Source organism: Flavobacterium tyrosinilyticum (genome assembly GCF_023656565.1).
Taxonomy (GTDB): Bacteria; Bacteroidota; Bacteroidia; order Flavobacteriales; family Flavobacteriaceae; genus Flavobacterium; species Flavobacterium tyrosinilyticum.
Map to the genome: position 1 here is coordinate 1232697 of NZ_JAMOKG010000003.1, position 25816 is coordinate 1258512.

The 25816-nt window shown below is 32.7% G+C and carries 27 protein-coding genes; 8 read left to right on the forward strand and 19 right to left on the reverse strand.

What is annotated here, in order from left to right; translation table 11 throughout:
• Positions 1–2 precede the first annotated feature (2 nt).
• Entirely contained in the window at positions 3–257 is a 255-nt protein-coding gene (locus tag NCC77_RS19570) for an autorepressor SdpR family transcription factor (RefSeq protein WP_250837105.1), read from the reverse strand.
• A gap of 102 nt (positions 258–359) precedes the next feature.
• On the reverse strand, positions 360–1637 hold the full coding sequence (locus tag NCC77_RS19575; RefSeq protein WP_250837106.1) for an MFS transporter: 1278 nt from the start codon (positions 1635–1637) through the stop codon (positions 360–362).
• 272 nt (positions 1638–1909) lie between these two features.
• Between NCC77_RS19575 and bshC the strand changes: the two genes are divergently transcribed.
• The 3 genes from bshC (at position 1910) to NCC77_RS19590 (ending at position 5545) form a co-directional block, all read left to right on the forward strand.
• Positions 1910–3499 carry a bacillithiol biosynthesis cysteine-adding enzyme BshC gene (gene bshC / locus NCC77_RS19580; protein WP_250837107.1) on the forward strand — a complete coding sequence of 530 codons (1590 nt, stop codon included), beginning with the start codon at positions 1910–1912 and terminating at the stop codon, positions 3497–3499.
• A 123-nt stretch (positions 3500–3622) separates the two neighbouring features.
• Entirely contained in the window at positions 3623–4894 is a 1272-nt protein-coding gene (locus NCC77_RS19585) for an acyltransferase family protein (RefSeq protein ID WP_250837108.1), read from the forward strand.
• A 231-nt stretch (positions 4895–5125) separates the two neighbouring features.
• A complete protein-coding gene (locus NCC77_RS19590) occupies positions 5126–5545 on the forward strand; it encodes a nucleoside-diphosphate kinase (protein WP_012026941.1) in 420 nt (139 codons plus the stop codon).
• 72 nt (positions 5546–5617) lie between these two features.
• Here the strand turns inward: NCC77_RS19590 and NCC77_RS19595 are convergent, their stop codons facing one another.
• The 15 genes from NCC77_RS19595 to NCC77_RS19665 form a co-directional block, all read right to left on the reverse strand.
• Positions 5618–6337 carry a hypothetical protein gene (locus NCC77_RS19595; RefSeq protein WP_095931055.1) on the reverse strand — a complete coding sequence of 240 codons (720 nt, stop codon included), beginning with the start codon at positions 6335–6337 and terminating at the stop codon, positions 5618–5620.
• A 139-nt stretch (positions 6338–6476) separates the two neighbouring features.
• Positions 6477–6773: a DciA family protein gene (locus NCC77_RS19600; RefSeq protein WP_095931056.1), complete on the reverse strand. Its 297-nt coding sequence runs from the start codon at positions 6771–6773 to the stop codon at positions 6477–6479.
• Positions 6754–7194: a lipocalin family protein gene (locus tag NCC77_RS19605; RefSeq protein ID WP_250837109.1), complete on the reverse strand. Its 441-nt coding sequence runs from the start codon at positions 7192–7194 to the stop codon at positions 6754–6756. The genes NCC77_RS19600 and NCC77_RS19605 overlap by 20 nt, the downstream gene beginning before the upstream one ends.
• 485 nt (positions 7195–7679) lie before the next feature.
• Positions 7680–8633: a signal recognition particle-docking protein FtsY gene (ftsY, locus tag NCC77_RS19610; protein WP_095931059.1), complete on the reverse strand. Its 954-nt coding sequence runs from the start codon at positions 8631–8633 to the stop codon at positions 7680–7682.
• Positions 8634–8822: 189 nt separating this feature from the next.
• On the reverse strand, positions 8823–8975 hold the full coding sequence (locus tag NCC77_RS19615) for a DUF4295 domain-containing protein (protein ID WP_008468081.1): 153 nt from the start codon (positions 8973–8975) through the stop codon (positions 8823–8825).
• 75 nt (positions 8976–9050) lie between these two features.
• Positions 9051–9233 carry a 50S ribosomal protein L33 gene (rpmG, locus tag NCC77_RS19620; protein WP_011963553.1) on the reverse strand — a complete coding sequence of 61 codons (183 nt, stop codon included), beginning with the start codon at positions 9231–9233 and terminating at the stop codon, positions 9051–9053.
• 27 nt (positions 9234–9260) lie between these two features.
• Positions 9261–9497, reverse strand: a complete 237-nt coding sequence (gene rpmB, locus NCC77_RS19625; protein WP_008468080.1) for a 50S ribosomal protein L28 — start codon at positions 9495–9497, stop codon at positions 9261–9263.
• A 71-nt stretch (positions 9498–9568) separates the two neighbouring features.
• A complete protein-coding gene (locus tag NCC77_RS19630) occupies positions 9569–10822 on the reverse strand; it encodes a CinA family nicotinamide mononucleotide deamidase-related protein (protein ID WP_250837110.1) in 1254 nt (417 codons plus the stop codon).
• Positions 10823–11000: 178 nt separating this feature from the next.
• Positions 11001–11345 (reverse strand): Hpt domain-containing protein, encoded by a 345-nt coding sequence (locus NCC77_RS19635; protein ID WP_008468078.1) that lies wholly within the window; start codon positions 11343–11345, stop codon positions 11001–11003.
• Positions 11345–11956: a fumarylacetoacetate hydrolase family protein gene (locus NCC77_RS19640; RefSeq protein ID WP_111289096.1), complete on the reverse strand. Its 612-nt coding sequence runs from the start codon at positions 11954–11956 to the stop codon at positions 11345–11347. The genes NCC77_RS19635 and NCC77_RS19640 overlap by 1 nt, the downstream gene beginning before the upstream one ends.
• A gap of 87 nt (positions 11957–12043) precedes the next feature.
• Positions 12044–12814 carry a 3'-5' exonuclease gene (locus NCC77_RS19645; protein ID WP_248727902.1) on the reverse strand — a complete coding sequence of 257 codons (771 nt, stop codon included), beginning with the start codon at positions 12812–12814 and terminating at the stop codon, positions 12044–12046.
• Positions 12815–13032: 218 nt separating this feature from the next.
• Entirely contained in the window at positions 13033–14391 is a 1359-nt protein-coding gene (locus NCC77_RS19650) for a dihydrolipoamide acetyltransferase family protein (RefSeq protein ID WP_250837111.1), read from the reverse strand.
• An 84-nt stretch (positions 14392–14475) separates the two neighbouring features.
• Entirely contained in the window at positions 14476–15639 is a 1164-nt protein-coding gene (locus tag NCC77_RS19655; RefSeq protein ID WP_250837112.1) for a glycosyltransferase family 2 protein, read from the reverse strand.
• A gap of 31 nt (positions 15640–15670) precedes the next feature.
• A complete protein-coding gene (locus tag NCC77_RS19660; RefSeq protein WP_250837113.1) occupies positions 15671–16852 on the reverse strand; it encodes a BamA/TamA family outer membrane protein in 1182 nt (393 codons plus the stop codon).
• 235 nt (positions 16853–17087) lie between these two features.
• Complete coding sequence (locus NCC77_RS19665; RefSeq protein WP_250837114.1) at positions 17088–18278, reverse strand: DUF5009 domain-containing protein; 1191 nt, start codon at positions 18276–18278, stop codon at positions 17088–17090.
• 111 nt (positions 18279–18389) lie between these two features.
• Between NCC77_RS19665 and NCC77_RS19670 the strand changes: the two genes are divergently transcribed.
• Positions 18390–19127 carry a tyrosine-protein phosphatase gene (locus tag NCC77_RS19670; protein WP_250837115.1) on the forward strand — a complete coding sequence of 246 codons (738 nt, stop codon included), beginning with the start codon at positions 18390–18392 and terminating at the stop codon, positions 19125–19127.
• A 6-nt stretch (positions 19128–19133) separates the two neighbouring features.
• On the opposite strand, the gene NCC77_RS19675 is transcribed toward NCC77_RS19670, so the two are convergent.
• The gene (locus tag NCC77_RS19675) at positions 19134–20552 is read right to left on the reverse strand and encodes an undecaprenyl-phosphate glucose phosphotransferase (protein ID WP_250837116.1); all 1419 of its coding nucleotides are present in this window, start codon (positions 20550–20552) and stop codon (positions 19134–19136) included.
• A 139-nt stretch (positions 20553–20691) separates the two neighbouring features.
• On the opposite strand from NCC77_RS19675, the gene NCC77_RS19680 reads away from it, so the two are divergent.
• The 4 genes from NCC77_RS19680 to NCC77_RS19695 all read left to right on the forward strand — a co-directional run bounded on the left by NCC77_RS19680 (position 20692) and on the right by NCC77_RS19695 (position 25027).
• Positions 20692–21654 (forward strand): T9SS C-terminal target domain-containing protein, encoded by a 963-nt coding sequence (locus NCC77_RS19680; RefSeq protein ID WP_250837117.1) that lies wholly within the window; start codon positions 20692–20694, stop codon positions 21652–21654.
• A gap of 90 nt (positions 21655–21744) precedes the next feature.
• Entirely contained in the window at positions 21745–23607 is a 1863-nt protein-coding gene (locus tag NCC77_RS19685; RefSeq protein ID WP_250837118.1) for an ABC-F family ATP-binding cassette domain-containing protein, read from the forward strand.
• A gap of 136 nt (positions 23608–23743) precedes the next feature.
• Entirely contained in the window at positions 23744–24226 is a 483-nt protein-coding gene (locus NCC77_RS19690; protein ID WP_250837119.1) for an FKBP-type peptidyl-prolyl cis-trans isomerase, read from the forward strand.
• Between the two features lie 21 nt (positions 24227–24247).
• The gene (locus tag NCC77_RS19695) at positions 24248–25027 is read left to right on the forward strand and encodes an O-methyltransferase (protein ID WP_250837120.1); all 780 of its coding nucleotides are present in this window, start codon (positions 24248–24250) and stop codon (positions 25025–25027) included.
• 57 nt (positions 25028–25084) lie between these two features.
• Here the strand turns inward: NCC77_RS19695 and NCC77_RS19700 are convergent, their stop codons facing one another.
• Positions 25085–25744, reverse strand: a complete 660-nt coding sequence (locus NCC77_RS19700; protein WP_250837121.1) for a DUF6565 domain-containing protein — start codon at positions 25742–25744, stop codon at positions 25085–25087.
• Positions 25745–25816: the final 72 nt, after the last annotated feature.

Genomic DNA, 25816 nt, shown 5'->3' on the forward strand with positions numbered 1-25816 from the left:
TATTATTGTTTAAAGGTTAGTATCCATTGTAAAACATCTTCCATTATGGTGGTATTGATGGAGTAAATGATGAATTGTCCGTTTTTTTCAGATGTAATTAAATCCGCCCGTTTTAAAATATCCAAATGATGTGAAATACTCGGTTTAGAAATATTAAAAGCGTCTGCAATCTCTCCTGCAGATAGATCCTTCTCCTTTAAAAGATCCAGAATCTCTCTTCTAGTGGCATCATTTAATGCTTTAAAAATATCATTCATTACATTTATATATTTAGACAAATATCTAAATACTTTTCTAACAAACAAAAAAAAGCAGTAATTTTTTACATTACTGCTTTTAAAATATTTTAAATCTATAACCTAAAACTTATGTTCGTCTTTGCTAATGACCAAAAATGAAACTAAAGATATAAGTGCCGCAGTTACTAAATAGAAACCTACATAACTCACATCATAGGTCTTAGCCAGCCAAATTGCTATCATTGGTGCAAAGGCAGCACCTAAAATTCCCGCCATATTAAAAGTCAAAGAGGCTCCTGAATAACGAACATTTGTTGGAAATAATTCAGACAGAAAAGTTCCCAAAGGTCCGTAAGTAAAACCCATTAATGACATTCCGATGCAGGCAAAAATAGTAACCAAAACGATATTTCCAGAGCTTAAAAAGTAAGAAAAGAAAAATCCGAAAACGGCAATGGCCGCAGTTGCGACGATAAGCATTTTGCGGCGACCAATCTTGTCGGCCACAACCGCAGAAACCGGAATAAAAAGCGCAAAAAACAATACTGAGAATAATTGAATCAATAATCCGTCTCTTTTTACAATTCCTAAATCTGAAGTAGCCCAGCTAAGTGTAAATACGGTCATTAAATAGAAAATCAAAAATGTTGTTATTGCCGCGAATGTTCCAAAAATCAACTGATTTTTGTATGATTTTACTAATTCCAGAAAAGGAACTTTTACCTCTTCTTCCTCTTTTTTAGCATTTTCAAACGAAGGCGTTTCTGTAATTTTAGTCCTAATATAAAAACCAACTATCACTAAAAATGCACTGGCAATAAAAGGAATTCTCCAACCATAATTCATAAAATCTTCATTACTCATAGAATCTGTCAATAACAAAAAAGTTCCACCAGAAAGCAATAATCCTATTGGAGCGCCTAATTGCGGAAACATTCCGTACCAAGCACGCTTATTTGGTGGTGCATTTTCTATCGCCAATAAAACAGCGCCTCCCCACTCGCCTCCTAAGCCAACACCTTGTCCGAATCGGCAAAGCATTAATAATAATGGAGCGGCTACACCAATACTCGCATAGCTTGGCAAGAATCCTATTGTTACGGTCGAAATTCCCATTGTCAATAAAGCTGCAACAAGAGTAAACTTACGTCCGATCTTATCACCATAATGGCCAAAAAATGCCGAACCTAAAGGGCGCGACAAAAAGGCAATAGAAAAAGTGGCTAAAGATTCCAGAGTCGCCATTGTCGAATCTGAACTAGGAAAAAATAATTGAGGAAAGACCAATACTGCTGCATTGGCATAAATATAAAAATCAAAAAATTCGATTGTGGTACCAATAAGGCTTCCAAAAAGAACATGTTTTAGAGAGTTCTTTTTATTCTCGTTAGTTTTCATGTAAAATAGATATAACTTTTTTTTTGATTACAAAAATATAGTTTCATTATTAATAATTCATGTTTCAAAGAATTAGTTTTAAAACATCATAAGTTTTTTAACAAATATGATGTTTTTTCCATTTTAAAAACACGGATTTTATTTCAATTTAAAAACTTGATTTAAGGTACTTTAAAACAAAAATTAAAAATCAAATCTTAAGCATTCGTTAAAAGCTTTTTTAACTGTATATTTTCATTAAATTTACAGCTGTCAAAAATAAATTTAAAATTATGCCAACCGACTGTATCAGCTTTCAATCTTCTGGATATTTCTCTAAATTAATGCAAGATTACTTAGATCAGAAACCAGAGTTAAAACCGCTGTACAACCATTTTCCAAGCCTAGAAAATTTTGAAAAACAAATAGCTGAAAAATCAGCCAATTTTGATCATAACAATAGAACTGCATTGGTTGAAACGCTGGAAAAACAATATCAAAATATTGAAATTTCGGAATCTACTCAACATAATATTGCGCTTTTAAAACTCGAAAATACATTTACCATTACAACCGGACATCAGCTAAATCTATTTAGCGGACCGTTATATTTTTTATATAAAATTATTTCTACGATTAATTTAACTAAGGAATTAAAATCGAAATATCCTTCGTACAATTTTGTTCCAGTTTATTGGATGGCGACCGAAGATCACGATTTTGAAGAAATTAATTATTTTAATTTTAAAGGTAAAAAAATCCGTTGGAATGCAGAAAGTACCGGTCCCGTTGGAAGACTTTCAACTGAAGGCTTAGAGAATTTGTTTGAAATTTACTCTCAAGAATTAGGTTCAAGCACCAATGCAAATGCACTTAAGAAGCTTTTTGAAAATGCGTATTTAAAACACGAAAATCTAGCCGATGCAACTCGCTTTTTGGCCAATGCGCTTTTTTCAAGCTATGGCTTAGTAATTATAGATGCAGACGACACTAATTTAAAACGTGCTTTTATCCCTTTTGTAAAAGAAGAATTAGAAAATCAGACTTCATTTAAAGCCGTTCAAAAATCAATTGAAGTACTTTCAGACTATACTGTTCAGGTAAATCCTCGTGAAATAAATTTATTTTACATTGAAGATAAACTGCGCGAAAGAATCATTTTTGAAAATGATAAATACCTAGTTAACAACACTAGAATTTCATTTTCGAAAGAAGAAATTCTAAAACTATTAGAAAGCAATCCTGAAAAATTCAGTCCCAATGTAATTATGCGTCCGCTATATCAGGAAATTATTCTTCCTAATCTTTGCTACATTGGCGGAGGCGGGGAAATTGCTTATTGGTTAGAATTAAAAACTTTCTTTGAGGCAGTAAACATTACCTTCCCAATATTATTAGTTCGAAATTCAGTTCTTTTAGCAACCGAAAAACAAGTTAAAAAAGCCGATAATTTAAATTTAACTTGGAAAGATTTATTCAGTAAATCAGAGAATTTAGTCAATGAGATTACGCATAAACTTTCTCCATTTCCAATTGATTTAACTCCTCAAAAAGAAGCGCTTGAAAAACAGTTTGCTTATCTTTTTGAATTGGCCGAAAACACCGATAGATCTTTTTCTGGAGCAGTTAAAGCTCAAGAAGTAAAACAAAAGAAAGGTTTAGAAAATCTAGAAAAACGTTTGTTAAAAGCACAAAAAAGAAAACTAGCCGATCAATTGGAGCGTGTTACCGATTTGCAATGCGAATTATTTCCAAACAACAGCCTTCAAGAGCGCCAAGCCAATTTTTCTGAATTTTATTTAGAAAAAGGAGAACAATTGATTCCGCTTTTAATTCAGAAATTAAAACCTTTAGAACATAATTTTGACATCATAATAATCTAAAATAATTATCTTTAGAAATTAAAAAGTACAGATTTAGGAACAAATAACCAGCACATTTTCTAAATCTTTACTCTCTCAAACCAAATAGAATTATATTTTATAACCTATTAACTAACTAACCTAATGGTAAGAGAACGATTAATTTCGCTTGATGTCTTTCGCGGACTGACAATTCTATTAATGACTATTGTAAACAATCCAGGTGATTGGGGAAATGTTTATCCTCCGCTTTTACACGCGCACTGGAATGGCTGTACACCAACCGACCTTGTATTCCCGTTTTTTATTTTTATAATGGGAGTTGCTGTACCGCTTGCAATGCCAGAGAAAAAGTATGATGAAACAACATTTAACAAAATCCTGATTCGTTCTTTAAGAATGTTCTGTTTGGGGATTTTCTTTAATTTCTTCGGAAAAATTCAGCTTTTTGGATTGGACGGAATTCCGCTTCTAATTGGAAGATTGGTCATTACTTTTGCGGTTGGTTATGCTTTGATGGGAAGTTTTACCACGCGTCTAAAAAACATTTTTGCATTTGCCATATTGGCTATTTATCTCATTTTAGCCTACGGCGGATTTGAAAATTATCAAGATGTTCGACTTCCTGGAGTTTTACAGCGTATTGCAGTAGTCTATTTTGTAGTTTCGCTTTTATACTTAAAGACATCTCGAAAAACTCAAATTATTACAGGAGCGATTTTACTTCTAGGGTATTGGGCGGTTATGACTTTAATTCCTGTTCCTGGTTTTGGAGAAGCGAATTTAGAGAGAGGCACTAATTTAGCCGCTTGGGTTGACAGCATTTTCTTGAAAGGACACATGTATCATGAAACCAATACTTGGGATCCCGAAGGAATTTTAAGCACTTTGCCATCTATTGTAAACGGAATTATCGGTTTGTTTATTGGTCAGATTTTACTTTTAAGCGTAACTAAAATCCAAAAAGCCAAAAGAATGGGAATGATTGGTACATCGCTAATTTTTTTCGGATTAATCTGGGATTTAGTTTTTCCAATAAACAAATCAATCTGGACAAGCAGTTACGTTTTATATACAACTGGTTTAGCAACTGTTTGTTTAACTGCCCTATACTACATCATTGATATTAAGGAATATAAAAAAGCTTTTAAACTATTTGTCATTTGGGGAGTTAATCCAATGATTGTTTTCTTTGCTTCACAAATTATTCCGCAAGCTTTGGTACTGATTCGTTTTCAGCATCCATCGCTTGCTGGCGAACAAATTAACCTTTTAGATTATCTATACCGTTTCGGAATTGCACCATTTTTCAGCAATCCAATGACAGCTTCTTTGGCAGGCGCATTAACATACGTTGCAATCTGGACATTTATTTTGTGGGTATTCTACAGAAACAAATTAATCTTTAAAGTCTAATTTTTACACGATATACAAAGAGAAACACAATTGTAGAGAGGCACGGCAGTACGTCTTTTTTCATTAAATATTTACTTTGTGTTAGATCCACTGCAGTGCATCTCTACATAATGACTCAAAAAAAAGACTATTCTTGGTTAAAACATTATTCTACTATGTTTTAATTACGAATTAATTAAAATCAATTCATAAAAAAAGTATACTTTTGCACAAAATTTAATAAAATATAAAATGGCAACAAATAGAACTTTTACAATGATTAAACCAGATGCTGTTGCAAACGGACACATCGGGAATATCTTAGCAATGATTACTAATGGTGGTTTCAAAATCGTTTCATTAAAATTAACTCAATTAACTGTAGCAGATGCAAAAGCATTTTACGCAGTTCACGCAGAAAGACCTTTCTACGGAGAATTAGTTGAATTCATGTCTCGTGGACCAATTGTTGCTGCTATTTTAGAAAAAGATAACGCAGTAGAAGATTTCAGAACTTTAATTGGTGCTACAAACCCAGCTGAAGCTGCTGAAGGAACTATTCGTAAAGCATACGCTACTTCAATTGGAGAAAATGCAGTTCACGGATCTGACAGCGACGAAAACGCTGCTATCGAAAGCGCATTCCACTTTGCAGGAAGAGAGCAATTCTAATAAGAATTACAAATCAAACAAAAAAAACCCGCTTCAAATTGAAGCGGGTTTTTTATTTTTATTACGAACTGATTATAGAGTATTAGCAGTCTTTTTTACCATTTTCTCGATTCTTCCATCTAAATCTTTCAAAAGCTCATCTAATGCACTCTCACACATTGGCAATACTTTATCAAAAGATAAAACAGGAATACCTCCTACAATTGTTCCAGTTTTCTTAGATGTTGCTCCTTCATTGAAAGCAAACAATTTTTTTCCATTTTTGTCATACAAAGCAATTCTTGCATAAGCTTTCATTTTAATAGTTCCTGTTCCACCCACAGCAAATCCTTTTACTACAGCAAAATGAATTTCAGTAAACAAAACACCATCAGCATTATCTTTAAACATAGTCGCTGTTGCTACTTCGTTTGCAGAACCATTTATTCCTTCATAAATATATTTGTATCCAGGATAGTTGATAATATATTTTCCAGCATCTCCTTCTTTATCAAAATGAGGAACGTAATCAATATATTCTTGTTTTTGAGTTACCTCCGTCTCAGGAATTAAATCAAATGGGAATTTTTTAGAATAATCATTGAAAAATGCATTATGATATTTCTCCAAAATTGGCAATAAGTTAAAATTCGGATTACTTCCTAAATCTGTCACTGCAGCCAGACCATTTAAACCAAGCTCAGAAAGATCTATTGTTTTATCTGTATAAAAAGAGACAACAGCAACTTTTTTCTTTTGTGCAGAGCTAGTTAAAGCAAATAATACGGTTAAAATAAGTAAAATTTTTTTCATTGTTTTTTTAATTGTTTTTGGGTTACTAAAAGATGCTACTTACAAAAAATAACGCTCAAATGTATCGCAAAAAAAAACACTTCACAATAGAAGTGTTAATTATTTTTAAAGTTAATCTTATTAAAAAAACCTAATAAAATCAGCGTAAAACTACATCCTTTACTACCTCACGTCCCAATTCTTCATTAATCATTTTAACAATTTTATATTTTCCATGAGTTAATTCTTCGCGCAAAACAGACGAACCTAATTCTACATACAGCGTACTGCCTTTCAGTACAACATTTCGAGTATAAGTATTCACACCGCTTCCCATAAGATTTTTCCAAGCGTCACGAACATCAATTTGATCCATACCTGGCTGTAATTTATTCACTTGAATAATCTGCTGTAATACAGCACTAATAGTACTTTCGTTATTTAGTCTTTTCGCCATCGTTTAATAAATTTACTGGTCCAGCTTTTTTATAATGATATTCTATTTTTTGCGGGTTTTTAACCACCAATTTGTCATCAGACAGTGAAATAATTTCCTCGCTCCATTTTGCATACTTTGTTTTATAATCCAAGAAAACGTGCACTCCAGCAAAACGAACCGAAACATTCTCAAAAGTATCTGTTGTTAAAAAAGTTCCATCAAATTGAGGCATAACTTTCGTTCGAACTCCTTTATTGTTTTTAATTTGAAAAAAATCAAAAGTCTCGTTCATTTTATATTCCTTCTCCTCGCCTTTCTCAAAAACAACTTTTTCAATTTCCCAATAACCATTTAATTTGGCGAGGTCTGCAGGTTTTATTTCCTGTTTACAGCTCACAAATAAAAGTGAACAAAACAAAACTATAAAAGTGTTTTTCATAAATAAAAATATTAAAATTTATTCTTTTTTAATCTGAATGAAGTCGAAGAATTAGAAGCTATTTCCTGCTGTCCGCCGTATCTTTTGCGCCGAACCCCGGCACAAAAGGATGCCGCTCCCATCAGGGCTAGGGCTCCCGTTTTCAAAAGAGAATTTCTCAGACTACAAAGATAACCTTATAATCATCAAAAGAAATAAAAATCGAAAACACATTCAACTATTTTTCAAAACAGGCATTACCAATAAAAAAGAGTCTTTAAATAGAAACGCCTAAACGAATCCTATTTAAAGACTCAATAAATTTTCAATTATATTTATCGATTAGAACGTATTCTTTTAAGAACTCCCAAAAAGAATAAAACAATTCCTAGAACTAGTAAAATATAATATATCGAAAGATTTTTATCTTTTAAAACATTAGCCAGAACAAAAGATATTACACTAGCAAAATAAAAAGTTAAAGCTGATATATTTTTCATTGTAAATTATTTAAAGAAACTGTCAACGAATTCATATTTATTGAAAACTTGTAAATCTTCAATACCTTCACCAACACCAATATATTTTACAGGAATTTGAAATTGATCTGAAATTCCAATTACCACTCCACCTTTTGCCGTTCCGTCCAATTTAGTAACAGCCAATGAAGTAACCTCTGTAGCTGCCGTAAATTGTTTCGCTTGTTCAAAAGCGTTTTGACCTGTAGAACCATCCAAAACTAAAAGCACATCATGAGGCGCATCAGCAACCACTTTCTGCATCACACGTTTTACTTTTGTCAGCTCATTCATTAAGTTGATTTTATTATGAAGACGACCAGCTGTATCAATAATTACAACATCAGCATTTTGAGCAACTGCAGATTGCAAAGTATCAAAAGCTACAGAAGCAGGATCGCTTCCCATTTGCTGTCTTACAATAGGCACATTTACACGATCTGCCCAAACTTGCAATTGATCGATCGCAGCAGCACGAAATGTATCTGCAGCACCTAAAACAACATTATGACCTGCTTTTTTAAATTGATAAGCCAATTTACCAATTGTTGTCGTTTTCCCAACTCCATTTACTCCAACAACCATTAAAACGTAAGGCTTTTTATCTTTCGGAATTTCAAATTCTGTTGCCTCACCTGTATTCGTTTCAGATAATAAAGCACCAATTTCATCACGAAGAATTTGATTCAATTCTTCTGTTCCTAGATATTTATCTTCAGCAACACGCTTTTCAATTCTTGTAATAATTTTCAAAGTAGTATCTACCCCAACATCAGAAGCCACAAGAACTTCCTCCAGATTATCTAAAACATCATCATCAACTTTAGATTTCCCTGCAACGGCTTTACTTAACTTCGAGAAAAAAGTAGTTTTCGTTTTTTCAAGACCTTTGTCTAAAGTCTCTTTTTTTTCGGTAGAGAATAATTTTTTAAAAAAACTCATTTTTTTGTAGATTATTTAGATTTACTAGATTTCTCGATTTTCACGCAAGAAATCAAAATCTTTAAAGAAAGTGCAATTGTCTTTCAAAAAAAGGCCAATTGTTACGATTCTTTAAATTTATAGACAAATATAGGTAATAAAAAAGCTACTTCCGAAAGAAAGTAGCTTTTCTATATAATGTAATTGTAATTATTTCTTTTTCAAGAACTCATCAACTTCTTCAGGAGCCATAATAGATTCTACGAATGTATATGCACCAGTTTTAGGAGATTTTACCATTTTGATGGCTTTTGATAATCTCTTAGAAGATGTTTGTAACGATGCTACGGTTTTCTTTGCCATGATTCAAATGTTATTTGAAATTCATTAAATCTTCAAATGAAAAACCATTTGAGACTTAATCAAAATCTCTAATTATTACTTAATTTCTTTGTGAACAGTTACTCTTTTTAAAACTGGATTAAATTTTTTAATCTCTAATCTGTCTGGAGTATTTTTTTTGTTCTTAGTTGTAATATATCTAGAAGTTCCTGCAACACCAGAAGCTTTGTGTTCAGTACATTCTAAAATTACTTGGATTCTATTACCTTTCTTTGCCATCTTGCTATATATTTATTTAGGAAAAGATTATTTGATAAATCCTTCTGACTGTGCTTTTTTCAAAACAGCAGTGATTCCATTTTTATTAATTGTTTTTATCGTAGATGCTGCTACTCTAAGAGTAATCCATCTATCTTCTTCTGGAAGATAAAAACGCTTTTTAACTAAGTTTACAGAAAACTTTCTCTTAGTTTTGTTCATAGCGTGAGAAACGTTATTTCCTACCATCGCTCTTTTACCTGTAAGGTCACAAACTCTTGACATTATACTTATCTTTTATCGTTATTCAAAATCAGGGTGCAAAGAAAAGAAAAATAAACCATTGTAGCAAAAAATTATTGCACAAATTTTAAAATTTCTTTCTGTAATATTTCCAAACTCTTGACAGACGCCCTATCTATCACTTTTTCACGAGGTTGTCCGAAGTTAAATTCCTCGACAATTACCCCGTCTGGCGTTGCTAAAGCAATAAAAACAGTGCCTATTTCAGCATCAGAATCACCTTTTGACGGGCCTGCATTGCCCGTCGTTGCTAGTGCATAGTCGGTTTTTAGCAAATCTTTAGCACTCAAGGCCATAGCCGATGCAACCTCAGCACTAACTACCGAAAATTGATCAATTAAATTTTTCGGTATTCCCAAAACATTTATTTTGACTTCTGTCGCATAAGAAACAATACTTCCTTTAAAATAGCTTGACGAACCTGGCACAGATGACAATAATGACGCAATTCTTCCACCTGTGCAACTTTCTGCTGTTGAGATGGTTTTATTTTGTTTCGTAAGCAGTTTACCAATTACTGTTTCAATTGTTTCATTCTCTTCGTAACCTACAATTATATCGTGAATGATAGCATCCAAGGACTGAACGTTGCTTTCGATCGCTTCTTCTAATTCCTCTTTATTAGTCCCGCGAGCAGTTAAACGGAGACGAACGCGTCCCGGATTGGGCAGATAGGCCAATTTTATAAACTCTGGAAGATTATTTTCCCATTGTTCAATACGTTCTGCAACTAAACTTTCTCCCTGACCATAAGTCAAAATGGTTTTATGAATAATATAAGGGCGTTTATATTCACGAACAATTTTAGGAATTATTTCTTCTTCTACCAGATATTTCATTTCGTACGGAACTCCCGGAAGCGAAATAAATACGGTATTTTCTTTCTTCATCCACATTCCTGGCGCAGTTCCAACTTTATTATGCAAAACAGTACAAGTAGACGGAACTAAAGCTTGATCTTTGTTTAGCTGAGAAATAGGTCTTTTATAAAACCCTTCAATTAATTCCGTCACATGCGCCAAAACTTTTTGATCTACCACTAATTCATCATCAAAGTATTCACAGAATGTTTTCTTTGTTACATCATCTTTGGTTGGCCCTAATCCGCCAGTCACAATCACAACATCTACTTTGTTTTGCAATTGCGCAAAAGTGCCTAAAATATGTTTTTTGTCATCGCTTATTGACAGCATCTCTACCACCTCAACTCCAATTCTATCGAGTGATTTGGCAATAAAAGCCGAATTTGTATCTACGATTTGACCAATTAAGATTTCATCTCCAATAGTAATAATTGCTGCTTTCATAATCAGTGAAATATTTTTTTCGCTTAAATAAATAAGCTAATAATTTATAAGTAGAAAATTAAATTTTGTCTAGGAGGAAGGTATTAACGGCTTTTACAAACTATAAGCCCGTTTACAAAATTTAAAAAATATTTTGACTTATTCCTTTTATAAAAATAGGAATAAGTCAAATTTTATATTAAAGATCAAAATCTTTTTTAATTTCTTTAATCGCTTCTTTTACTTGCACCTTAATACTTTTAAAAGTTTCGATAATATCTTTTTTCTTGCCCTCAGCTTTTGTCCAAGCCTCAACCTGCAAAATTTCTTCAAAAGCCACATTTAATCCCATTAAATCCAGTGTAGGCTTTATTTTATGAGCATAGGAATAGGCGTATTTATGATCCTTCTTTTTTATTCCTTCTTTAATTTGTTTTAAATCTTCTGGAACTTCTGTAACAAATAAGGTTAAAATTTGATTTACAAATTCAGGGTCATTATCTGAAAGCGCATAAACTTTCGAAAGGTTGTACTTTAAAGCCATTATTTTACTTGTATTCTGAATAATTTTTTATCTTCTAAAAAGCCTTCTAAAACATCATTTGGTTTTACAGCCGCAACACCTGCAGGCGTTCCTGTAAAAATAATATCTCCAATTTTTAAGGTAAAAAACTGAGACACGTGAGAAATCAATTCATCGATTTTCCAAAGCATCATACTTGAGTTTCCTTTTTGAACTGTTTCTGAATTGCTTCTTAATTCAAAATTAAGATTTTCCATAGAAACAAAATCAGTTTTTGGCAAAAAATCTCCAATAACCGCAGAACCGTCAAAAGCCTTGGCTTTTTCCCACGGAAGTCCTTTTTCTTTCAATTTACTTTGCAGGTCTCGTGCAGTAAAATCAATCCCTACGCTTATTTCATCATAATATTTATGAGCAAATTTGGGCTCAATATATTTTCCAACTTTATTAATCTTTACGATTATTTCAACTTCATGATGAACATCTTCAGAAAATTCAGGAATAACAAAAGGATGTTGTTTCAACAAAACCGCTGAATCTGGTTTCATAAAAACAACCGGCTCGCTAGGGCGTTCGTTTTTCAACTCTTCTATATGATTGGCATAATTCCTGCCTACACAAATAATTTTCATTCTTTTTAAGTTGCTGAGATACTGAGATGCTAAGATACTAAGGAATCTAAAAAACTTAGAATCTCAGAATCTTAGCATCTTAGAAACTTATTTAGTATTTAATTTTCTTAATTTAATTGCTGTCAAAACTTTTTTGGTGTACAACGGAAAATCAGCATTTTGGATCCAGCTGAAATACCCTGGCTCTGTTTCTAGAACCTTCTCCACTTTAGCACCTTTATGTTTTCCAAAAGTAAAAATTTCTTCGTCATCTTGATCAAAAGCAATCATTCCTGCAAAATCGGCGATTTTTTTACGTGTCGTAAATTCAGACAAAGATTTCATGTCGTTCTCCAATTCTGGATAACGATCTAATTGCGCTTTCAAGATTTCGTAAGTTGCCATTGTATCGGCTTCTGCCGAATGCGCATTGTCTAAACTTTTTCCACAATAAAATTTCAAAGCAGCACTTAAAGTACGCTCTTCCATTTTATGAAAAATAGTCTGTACATCTACAGAAACTTTGTTTTTCATATCAAAATCGACTCCTGCGCGAAGTAATTCTTCTGCTAAAAGCGGAATATCGAAACGATCTGAATTAAATCCACCAAGATCACTGTCTTTTATCATATTATGAATATGCGGAGCCAGTTCTGCAAAAGTGGGTTCATTGGCTACTTTTTCGTCTGTTATACCATGAACTGCAGTTGTTTGTGGAGGAATTGGAATTGTTGGATTAACCAACCAGGTTTTACTTTCTTTGTTTCCGTTTGGAAAAACTTTGAATATTGAAATTTCTACGATTCTATCTTTACCGATATCAATTCCCGTTGTTTCGAGATCAAAAAAGCAAATTGGCTTGTTAAGTTTTAATTCCATTTCTAATTTTTATAAGTTTACAAATGTAATTTTTAAAGCGGAATATCTCTCTTTATTCTGATTTTTTTTGTCGAAAAATGCTTTCAATTACTCAATTTTAACTTTTCAAAAACAAGCTTTTAATAAGTCTGCGTAGTACTGCTTAATTCTTTTCTTACAAAACAAAAAATCCGACAAGTTTTAAACCTGTCGGATTTGAATTTATTTGTACTTTATTTTTAGAAATCTCTATCCACATCAAAAGCTTCTAAATATTCTGCTACTCTTTTTACAAAACTTCCTCCTAATGCACCATCTACAACTCTATGATCGTAAGAGTGCGACAAGAACATTTTCTGACGAATTCCGATAAAGTCACCTTCTGGAGTTTCAATAACCGCAGGCACTTTGCGAATTGCACCAAGCGCTAGAATTCCAACTTGCGGCTGATTGATAATCGGAGTTCCAAAAACGCTTCCAAAAGTACCAACATTGGTTACTGTATATGTTCCGCCTTGTGTATCGTCTGGTTTTAGTTTTCCAGCTTTTGCACGGTTTCCTAAATCGTTAACCGCTTTTGCCATTCCAACAAGATTTAATTGATCTGCATTTTTGATTACAGGAACAATTAAATTTCCGTTTGGCAATGCTGCTGCCATTCCTAAATTGATATTTTTCTTTTTAATGATATAATCTCCGTCAACAGAAATATTCATTCCTGGGAAATCTTTTAAAGCTTTCGCAACTGCTTCCATCATAATTGGAGTAAAAGTCAGTTTCTCGCCTTCTCTTTTTTCGAAAGCTGCTTTTACTTTATCTCTCCACTTTACAATATTCGTTACATCTACTTCAATGAAAGATTGTACGTGAGCCGAAGTCTGAACCGATGCTACCATGTAACCCGAAATCAGTTTACGCATTCTGTCCATCTCAACAATTTCGTCACCACCATTTACAGAAACTGGTACTGCTTGCTGGCTTTTTTGAACAACTGGCTCAACAGCTTTTGGAGCTTCAGCTTTTGGAGTTTCTGCAACAACTTTTGGAGCAACTTCAACTGTTTGAGGAGCTTGAATAGAACCCGATTTACGAGCTTCTACATATTTCAGAATATCTTCTTTAGTCACACGTCCATCTTTTCCAGAACCTGCAATGTTTTCAAGTTCGTTTAAAGAAAGACCTTCTTCTTTTGCAATATTTTTTACTAATGGAGAAAAGAATTTATCTGATCCTGAGAAATCTTGAGAAGTTACCGTTTCTTTAACCGATTCGATTGTTTTTTCGATTTCTGCAGCTTCTACAGGAGCGGCAGTTTCTTGAACTGTATTTGCAACTTCTGGAGTTGCTGTTTCTCCGCCTTCAGTTTCAATAATAGCAATAGTCTGCCCTACCTGCACTAAATCATCTTTACCAAACAATTGCTCAACTAAAATTCCTGATACTTCGCTAGGCACTTCACTGTCAACTTTATCTGTTGCAATTTCGAGTACAGCTTCATCAGCTTCAATTTTGTCTCCAACTTCTTTCAACCAATTTGTAATAGTTGCTTCAGCGACACTTTCTCCCATTTTAGGAAGCTTTAATTCAAATCTTGCCATATTGTTAATCTAAAAGATGTTTTTGATTTTCAGATTGCGAAATTAATGAATATTTTAAACATAAATTTCATTTAATATAATTTTTTACTCGATTTTTATAATTTGCCCTCTGTCATTTCTGGAATTACTTCCAATAATAAAATGGGTATTTTTAGGCAAAACTTTAAAAGTAATACTCTTATCTTTAATAGTTTCTATGATTTCGATACATTTTTTGAATGAAATGTACTGATTATCCAAAATTATTTCGACGTTTTTTCCCTTAAAAATCAGGCACGAATTTACCATTTTTTCTTTCGGGATTTTTAAAAACTGGACTTTATTTTTTAAAATTAGGGCTATTTTGTGAGACAAATCTTCGTTTAAAGAATAAAAAACATGCAATTCTGGATTTGGTTTTATTCCTGTTTTGCCTTGAAACATTTTTACAAAAGAGAAAAACCAAGTTCCGATTTGGATGAAAAAACTAAAAAACAGTGATTTCTTAAAATGCTTCTGATAAAAGAAATTCATAGCTTCCTGAAAACGTTTCATATATTTTTCGTCTTTTATGGTGCTTTCTCCTTTATAGTGCAAAACTGTAGTTTCGTGAAAGTAAAAATTTGCCTTTTGTTTTTGCAATGCTCTATACGATAAATCGATATCATCAGCATACATGAAACAATCTTCATCAAAACCTTTTAGATCTTCATAAAGCTCTTTTTTCAAAAGCATAAAAGCGCCAACGAGAATATCTACTTCCCCTGTTTCATTTTCATCTAAATGCTGTGCGTAATATTGATTGAAGAGTTTGGTTTTGGAAAAAACTTTATACAATCCGAAAATTTTGGTGAAAGCAACCCAAGGCGAAGGAATTCCACGTTTACTTTCTGGAAGAAACTCCCCTGTTCCATCAATTAATTTACAGCCAACAATTCCGAGATTTTTTTGCCTTTCGGCGAAAGCCAAAATCTTTGTAAAAGTATCTTCTGCAACAACGGTATCTGGATTTAAAATGCAAATGTATTTTCCTTTCGCTTGACGAACACCAATATTATTGCCTTTTGGAAATCCGAAATTTTCTTTGTTTTCGATCAGTTTTACGTCTGGAAATTTTTCTTTCATCATCAAAACACTTTCGTCTGATGAATTATTATCAACCACAATAATTTCTGCATCGATTGCCACAATTGCCTCCTGAACACTTAAAACGCATTGTTCTAGAAAGTAACGCACATTGTAATTTAAAATGACAACTGATAACTGCATGAAAAATTGAGTCTGTAGATTTTGGCCGAAGTTAGAAATTTTCTGATAACCCCAAACGCAGTGACCAATCGTTTTTACTAATTCCGTAATCTAATGCCAAATTACTGCCGTTGCGTTTATTCCATTTAATGCGAATTCCGGTTCCGACCGCAGGATTCCAATTTTTAAATTGATAGGTATCTAACTTAGAAACTGAAGAAATATTAGTAAAAAAAACTGCACCAAAAAATCCGTTTCGGCTTATGTCGGTTCTGTACTCGGTTTCAAAATAAATAAGCGCATTGCTTCGATATCTATTTTTGGTAAATCCTCGTCCTGTTTTGCCTTCACGATCCCAACCAATACTTGGTAAATCTAAGTAATGGGGTTTTCCGCCAAACGTTGACCAGTAAAAAGCTCTTGAAGCCCAAACTCGATGTTTAGTAGTACTGAAAGAATGATATTTTCGAGCATCAAAATACAAAGATTGCCATTTATCTCCTTCTACACCGCTGGTATTTATTCTAAAATCGGCTTCGATATACAAACCTTTTTCGGGATTAATAATGTTTTCCCTCGAATCGTAAAGTCCCTGCAAGGCAAACCCAAACGAAGTCTCATCAGAATAATCGCCATTCATATATTGGTAATAATCGGTTTCTCCTTCTATATAAGACTCTTCAGAAATATTATTATAATTATCTAAAAGAAAGCCAACCCCTAAACGATAATTTCCAATAACCTGTCTGGTAATAAACTGATAAAAGCGCCATTGCTGGTAGTCGAGCGTTGACATTTCTTTATCTGAATTGTCTTCGCCCAAACCATAAGTATCTTGGGGATAAATCATGTAGCGATAATCTCCAATAAGACTCCATTTATTATCTTTTGAATAGATATAAGACTGGATTGGAAATACAAATTGCTTAGTAAAACTAAAGTAAGGCGAAAAAGTAACCTGAGACATTCTGGTTGTTTGGGGATCTCCTAAATAAAATGTAGTCAGAAAAGAAACAACCAAACCCGTGCTGGAATTAACGCCAACCGGAACCGGCAATAAGGAAAAAGCTAGTTTTTTATTTCTTTCTGGACGAATGGTGTCCTGTTTATCAAAAACTCGATGTATAACATCCAAAATATCTCGTGTACCCACATTTGTGCTATCATTTTGAGCTTGACAAAACGATCCAATTAAAAATAAAACTACAATGTATTTATTTTTTAAACCATTCACACACAATATTTTAAAAACACCCTCTTACAAATTTAGAATTTTATTAAGAATATCAGTCATTTTTTTATACTAATCTGAATTAAATATCAAGAAGGCAACGGCTGTGTACACGGAGGTTCGCATCCAAGAGTTTCAGGTTTCAGGTTTCAAGTTTCAAGTTCTGCATAAAACTTGAAACTTGAAACCTGAAACCTGAAACTTGAAACATTAAACTTGAAACATTAAACTTGAAACATTAAAGATGCAGCTGAATTTTATTTCGATTCAAGATTTTCATAACATAAAGCATAATGACAGAAAATACTAGAGACCAAATAATTCCAAGAACTCCTTCTCTAAAATATCCGGGAATAATATGGAGATTAAAAGCTTTACAGAAATAATAAATTACACCTGGCAAAATATAAATCAATAACGGATTTGCCGCTGCAGGCATAAAAAATTCACTCCATTTGGTTTGTTTTTTAACTTCCATCAGCCAATACAAGAAATAGAATAAAACGGTACAGATTGCCACTGAAAACATGGTCCACGATGGGGTTCCTTTAATTTTTGAAATTCCAAAATAAGGACGAAGCAAAATAGCCGTGATTGTAAATAGCGCAACAAAACCAATTACAGGCCAATTGATTTTGGAACTGATTTTTCGATCAAAAAACAATAACGAAACTATTATTCCAGCTGAAGCTAAAGAAGCATGCGTTAAATGTCCAGCTATAAAACTCAACCAAGAAGTATTTTGTACAAAAGAATTTTCAATTAGATTAAGCGAATTCATTGCAACAGAAAAAACTAAAAATGCAATCATTGCCCATAAATTTCCAGAAACTAACCAATAATAAACTACTGTAAAAAGATACGCCCAACCGATTAATCCCAGTATTCCCCACCATTTTGGAGTCATTCCTCGATCTCCAGTTTCTTGAACATATAAAAAATAAAGGGCAATTAGAACTAAAACCCCTCCATATTGAAGTATATTTTTTAACCAAAGAGGAAAATCTTTTGGATATTTATTCCAAATCGGAATTGGCATCGCATAGGCTAAAAGCCCCCAAAACGCAGGTGCGATTATCATTTTAGAAGCGTCGTAGCCATATTCGGCATTGACCATAAAAACGCCAATGACGATAAGAGCGATGGCTCTTTTAAGAGTATGTGTCCAAATTGTTTTCGGGCTGTCACCTTTTATCAATCTGGCATTAAAAGCAAACGGAATAGACATTCCGACAATGAATAAAAAAGCAGGAAAAACTAAATCAACAAAAGTCATTGCATCGGCATCTGCAGGCATATGTTTTAACCATTGTGGCACATTTTGAATGCTCGCAAGCTCATTTACAAAAATCATTACAAAAATGGTAATTCCGCGCAAAGCATCAATAGAAATAATACGCTGATTAAACAAATTCTCTTTTATTTTCATAATTTTTTACTTTTTTACTAAAAATCAAATATAACATAAATCTAAAATGTCTTGTTACAAATTCTAGATTAATTTTGCACGCTATAAAACTGATTTATACTTTTTTGTTACATGTTATCATTCCTCAAATCAAAACCCCTATTAAAAGAAATGCTTGACGGAAGTTTTGTCGACATTCATTCTCATGTTTTACCAGGAATTGATGACGGAGCAAAAAACATAAAAAAATCAGTTGAACTGGTTTCGTCTTTACAAGAGATTGGGGTTTCTCAAATTATTACGTCGCCGCACATTAGTCATTATGTTTGGAATAATTCTCCAGAAATCATAGCGTCTAAACTTCTGGAAACAGAAAAAGCATTAGAAGAAAATAAAATTGAAATTCCTGTTCGCGCTGCAGCAGAATACCTTATTGATAGCTGGTTTGAGAATCATTTTAAAGAAGATAAACTTCTGACTTTAAAAGACAATTATATCTTAGTCGAAATATCGTATCAAAATGCTCCTTTAAATATTTACAAAACTATCTTTGAGATACAATTGGCTGGCTACATCCCTGTTTTGGCTCATCCAGAGCGTTATCTCTTTTATCACAATAAATTTTCTGAATATGAGAAGTTAAAGAATGCAGGGTGTCTTTTTCAACTGAATCTGCTTTCTACCGTTGAATATTACGGTTCTAAAATTGCAAAAGTTACCGACGAACTTTTAGCGAAAGGAATGTACTCTTTTTGCGGAACAGATGTTCATCATAAAAAACATATCGAAGCTTTTGACAGCAAGTTAAAGATTAAAAACATTCAATCTTTAAAAGAAGTAATTGCGAATAATCAGTTTTTTAAATTTTAAAAAAGCTTAATAAGCGTTTTCTTCGCCTTTAAAAATATTAATGATCGTTTTTACAATAATCTTAATATCAAGCAGGAAACTCCAGTTTTCGATATACCAAATATCATATTCCACTCTGTTTTCCATATCGCTTAACACTTTTGTCTCTCCTCTATAACCATTGACTTGAGCCCATCCCGTAATTCCTGGCTTAGCATATTGTCGAACCAGATAATTATTAATAAGATCACTGTATTCTTTGGCAAGATTAACCATATGCGGTCTTGGTCCTACAACCGACATGTCTCCCCAAAAAACATTGAAAAACTGAGGCAGCTCATCGATACTTGTTTTACGAATAAAAGCTCCAAATTTTGTTATACGGCTATCGCCTTTTTCTGCTTGTTTATTATGCGCAAGGCCGTTTACATACATGCTTCTAAATTTCAAACATACAAATGATCGATTATCTCTACCCGATCTTTTTTGTTTAAAAAACACAGGGCCTGGCGATTCGATTTTTATAATAAGTGTGATAATTGGAAATAGCCAAGGAAAAATCAGCAAGATTACTAAACTTGAAAAACAGACATCAAAAATCTTTTTCAAAAGTCTGTTTGAAGCAAATTCTAAGGGTTCTGTACGAAACATTAATACAGGAGTATTTTCGTAAAAAGCTACCTCAACTTTACTTGCTTTTGTGTACAGCTGAAAATCTGGAATAAACTTAATTCGAACCATTTTTTGCTCGCAGATTCTTGTGAGCTCGTTAATTATTTCGATATTATCAATATGCAGAGCGACATACATTTCATCTACTTCATTCTCGTCCAAAAATCTCTCAATACCTTCAAACTTTCCGATAATAAGAGTAGGATCCACAATTTCACTCTCCATTTTTTCGTCAAAAAAACCTAAAAATCGATATCCGTACGTTAAATCTCTGGCTAATACTTTGCGAATTTTTTCCCCAGATTCGTTTGCTCCAACAATTATAAAAGTTTTAAAATTATATCCTTTTGCTCGAACGTATTTTAAAAGTTTCATCGAAAAATATCGAGAAAACATAAGCAATCCGAAAAAGATCATGTAAAAATAAACTAAGCGAAGCCTAGAAATATCGGTGTATTTTAGATAAACCACAAATATAGAAACCAAGGCAGCATGGATTGAAATCTTTTTGATTGTTCTCCATAATATCGATTCTATTGGCTCTACTCTCACACTTCGATTAGAATCTTTTTGAAGCAATAACGCCACCCATATTAAAATTGCTAAAAGCGAAATCGTCCTTTCTTCTTTTGACAATAATTTATCCAAATCCCCAAATCTTGCCAATGCAGAAAGTAATGTGGCAGAATTTAATAAAATGACATCAACTACTACAAACAAAAGCTTATAATACCGTGAAATTCGAAAGTGTGATAATTCTTGTAAAATTTTCATGTTGGGGCGAAATCTTATCCAAAAGACTTTTATAATAAAAGTGCTGCAAAATAACATTTAAATTATATTTTTTGATACTTATTTCATTCTAATTATTTAAAACTTTACTTTTATCTTATGCTCACTTAATAGTGCAATCATGCTGAAAATTATTTTTTTCTTTTTAACCATTACTTCCGTTTATTCTCAAATTCCTGGCTGTACCGATCCGCAAGCAGAAAATTACAGTTCATCATCTATCCAAAATAATGGAAGTTGCAATTACAAAATCCTAAAACTAAAACCCGAATATTCTTTTGGCCTAAGTGATTCTATACAAGAAACCTCTGGCTTAATTGCTTTTCAAAATTTACTTTGGACACATAATGACGATCATGACACTACAATTTATGGCTTAGATACATTAGGACAAATCAAAAAGAAAATTATTCTTCCCGAAACTATCAATCACGATTGGGAAGAAATCTCGCAAGACAGCACACATCTTTATATAGGCGATTTTGGCAATAATTATTCTGGAAATAGAACTGATTTGAAAATTCTTAAAATTGAAAAAAGATCTTTTTTAGAGGAAAATCCTAAAATTAAAACTATTCTCTATTCTTATTCTGACCAAACTGATTTTTCTCCATCAAAACCAAACAAAACCGATTTTGATTGTGAAGCATTTATTCTTTCTAAAGACAGCATCTACCTCTTTACCAAACAATGGAAATCGTCTAAGACCAATATTTACGCTTTATCAAAGCAAGAAGGAACACAAATTGCAAAACTCAAAGCAACACTCGACACCAAAGGTCTTGTTACTGGCGCCACTTATATAGAAGAAAAAAAACTAATTACTTTGTGCGGCTATACCAAAGTTGGAAAACCTTTTTTATATCTGCTCTACGATTTTAAAGATCAAGATTTTTTATCTGGAAATAAAAGGCGAATCGATTTAAAACTTCCTTTTCATCAAATTGAAGGAATTGCGACGAAAGATGGTTTACATTATTTTTTAACGAATGAATCTCTTGTTCGAAAACCAGTTATAAATGTTCCTCAGCAAATTCATTATTTCGATTTAAGTTCCGTTCTAAGGTTGTATCTCCATAAATAATTCGCAAATGCAAGATAATAGTTTACTTTTGCAGAAAGTTATGTTTTAGAAAACATTCATAACTCATAATTTATAACTTATAATTACAAAGTGAATTACTTATCAGTCGAAAATATATCAAAGTCATTTGGAGAAAGAGTCCTTTTTGACAACATTTCTTTTGGAATTAATAAAGATCAAAAAATCGCTTTTATTGCAAAAAATGGTTCTGGAAAAACAACCATAATGAGCATTATTAATGGTCTGGAAGAACCAGATACGGGACAAGTTGTTTTAAGAAAAGGAATCAGAATGGCATTTTTGTCACAAGACAATAATCTTCAAGATGAACTTACGATTGAAGAAAGTATTTTCGCATCAGACAACGAAACGCTTAAAGTAATTGAGGCTTATGAAAAGGCTTTAGAAAATCCTTCTGATGAAGAAGCATATCAAAAAGCCTTCGATGCAATGGATCAGCATAATGCATGGGATTTTGAAACGCAATACAAACAGATTTTATTCAAATTAAAGCTGGAAGATTTTAAACTTAAAGTTAAAAATCTTTCTGGAGGACAGAAAAAACGTCTTTCGTTAGCCATAATTCTAATCAATCGTCCCGATTTATTGATTCTAGATGAGCCAACCAACCACTTAGATCTAGAAATGATCGAATGGCTTGAAAGTTACTTTGCTAAAGAAAATATTACGTTGTTTATGGTAACGCACGACCGTTTCTTTTTGGAGCGCGTTTGTAACGAAATTATAGAATTAGACAACGGAAAACTATACCAATACAAGGGAAATTATTCTTACTATTTACAGAAAAAAGAAGAAAGAATTACTTCTGAGAATGCCAGTATTGACAAAGCAAAAAACTTGTTTGTAAAAGAATTAGAATGGATGCGCCGCCAGCCAAAAGCGAGAACAACCAAATCTAAATCACGTCAGGATGATTTCTATGTTATTAAAGAAAAAGCACAAAGCCGCCGAAAAGAAAATAAAGTTGAGCTTGAAATTAATATGGAAAGAATGGGAAGCAAAATCATTGAGCTTCATAAACTTTCTAAAAAATTCAAAGACCGCGTTATTCTCGACAATTTCAGTTTTGATTTTCAACGTGGAGAAAGAATCGGAATTATCGGTAAAAACGGAACTGGAAAATCGACTTTCTTAAATCTTTTGACAGGAACAATTGCGCCAGACAGCGGACGCGTTGTTAAAGGAGATACTATAAAAATTGGATATTATACACAGTCTGGAATTAACCCAAAGCCTGGACAACGTGTTATTGATATTATAAAAGAATACGGAGAGTATATTCCATTAACAAAAGGAAAAATTATTTCGGCTTCGCAATTATTGGAGCGTTTTCTTTTTGATGCCAAAAAACAATATGATTATGTTGAGAAATTAAGCGGTGGAGAATTAAAGCGTTTATACTTGTGTACGGTTTTAATTCAGAATCCGAATTTCTTGATTCTAGACGAGCCTACAAATGATTTGGATATTGTTACGCTTAACGTTTTAGAAAGTTTCCTTTTGGATTATCCAGGATGTTTATTGGTAGTTTCTCACGACCGTTACTTTATGGATAAAATTGTCGATTATTTATTTGTCTTTAGAGGACAAGGCGAAATAGAGAATTTCCCAGGAAACTATTCCGACTTCAGAGCTTACGAAGACAGTGCTGATGTTGCTCAAAAAGAAGAAAACAAAGCAGAAAAGAAAGACTGGAAACAAAACAATCCAACAGGAAATCTAAGCTTTAACGAACAAAAAGAATATCAGAAAATCGAAAGAGAAATTAAAGATTTAGAAGCTGAAAAAGCCAAAATCGAACAATTATTCTCAGATGGAAAAATTGCAGATGCCGATATCGAGAAAAAAGCAAACGAACTTCAAAACATAATCAATAAAATCGAAGCAAAAGAAGAACGCTGGTTTGAACTTTCTGCTAAACTTGAAGGATAGTCATTACACTGAGATTCACAAAGAAATCGCAGAGCTACGCAAAGTTGTTTTTGTGAATCTTTGAGTTTTCTTTGTGAATCTTTGCGAAACAAAAAATTACCTTTTACTATATTAAATATTTTTTAAAAAAACCACAATGAAAAAACTATTAGCCGCAGTACTTACTTTAACCTTATTTATTTCTTGTAACAATACGGAAAAAGATACAGAAAAAGACCCATCTGAACCAGCAAAAGATTTCACAGAACAAAACGAAAAGGACATTAAAGATTATTTAGCCAAAAATAATTTAACTGCAACCAGAACCGATTCAGGTCTTTATTATATAATCACAGAACCAGGTAATGGCGCTCAACCAACTTCTACTTCTAATGTAACTGTTGCTTATAAAGGTTATTATACAAACGGAAAAGTTTTTGATCAAAGTAAAGATACAGGAATTTCATTTGGTTTGAATCAAGTAATTAAAGGTTGGACAGAAGGTATTCCTTATTTTAAAGAAGGAGGATCTGGAGTTCTATTAATACCATCTCGTTTAGGTTACGGAAGTTATGATTATATGACAATACCAGGAGGTTCTGTACTTATTTTTGATGTAAAATTGATTAAAGTAAACTAATCTTTCATTCTAAATTTCTAGATGCTTTTTCAAATAAAATCTTATCTGAGCTTTCTTTGGCATTCTAAGAACGAACATGCCGTTCATTCGCCGTTTGTTTTTAATTTACTGACAAAATGTTTTTATGATAAGAAAACAAAACCTGAATATGCAATTCTAAAAAAATATAGAAAATCGCTTTTAGGAAACAAAAACTTCATTGACGTAACCGATTTTGGAGCAGGTTCGAGAGTTTTCAAATCAAATAGAAGACAAATTTCTAAAATTGCACAAACAGCAGGAATCTCGCCAAAACGAGCAGAATTGCTGTTTCGTGTCACCAATTACTTTAAGCCTTCAACTATTTTAGAAATAGGAACTTCTTTGGGTTTAGCAACTTCTGCCCTAGCTTTAGGAAACCCCAAAGCAAAAGTCGTTACTATTGAAGGCTGTCCAAATACAGCAAATGTTGCCCAAAATCAATTGGCTGAATTTGATTGTAATAATGTTGAAAATGTAATTTCTGAGTTTGAATCTTTTTTAATTTCGGAGAACATTCAAGCAACAAATTACAATCTAATATATTTTGACGGGAATCATTCTAAAAAAGCAACTTTAGCTTATTTTGATCTTTTACTGCCAACAATCGACAATGATTCTGTTTGGATTTTCGACGACATACATTGGTCAGAAGACATGGAAGAAGCTTGGGAAATCATTAAAAATCATCCTCAAGTAAAAGTTACGATTGATACTTTTCAATGGGGATTTGTATTCTTTAGACGAGAACAACCGAAAGAGCATTTTATTATTCGAGCATAAAAAAAGACGATCGTTTCTGATCGTCTTTTTTATTTTCTAATTCAAAATTTTAAAATCTTATTTTTTTGCGTCTTTATTTTCTTCAGACTTAGCTCCCATTCTGTTTACAGTATACATAGGTGCAAATTTAACTTTCAAACCAGCAATTTTACGATTATCTTCAGCTGTTAAACCTTCTTTTTCAACTGTATTTTTACGGCTGTCAAGAGCTTCATACATTAATTTAATTTCATCCCAGTCTTCTCTAGAATATTTATCTTTATTATTTTCTACAGTATGAACAAACTGCTGATAAACGCTATGAATGTTTTGGGCATTAACCCAGTTAAAACTCATATCATCACCAATTTTTCCTGCACCAAACAAAGCATCTCTTAACTGTTGTTTAGGACTAGGAGCTGGAGGGGCAAATTGGGCGGTCATTTCATTTTTAAATTCCTCGTACTTAATTTTGCTTGCATTTATTTTTTCTGTTGCGGCAGAATTGTCTTTAATATCAGCTAACGCTGCTTGCGCTTCCTGAGATCTTCTATCATATTCTGCTTCTACACTTTTCCAATTCTCTTTTAAGTCAGCAGCTGCAACATTTTTCACAGAGTCAACATAGATTACATAGTTGTCTACTGTTTTTTGAGCTCTTTCTTGTTTTTCATCTTTACACGATGTTAACCCTAATACTAATAAAGCAATTCCTGTAGCTATTTTGATGTTTTTCATAATCTTGATTATTTAATTAATTGATTAATCAAATTTACCAAACACTTTTCTTAATAAATTACATTATTATCA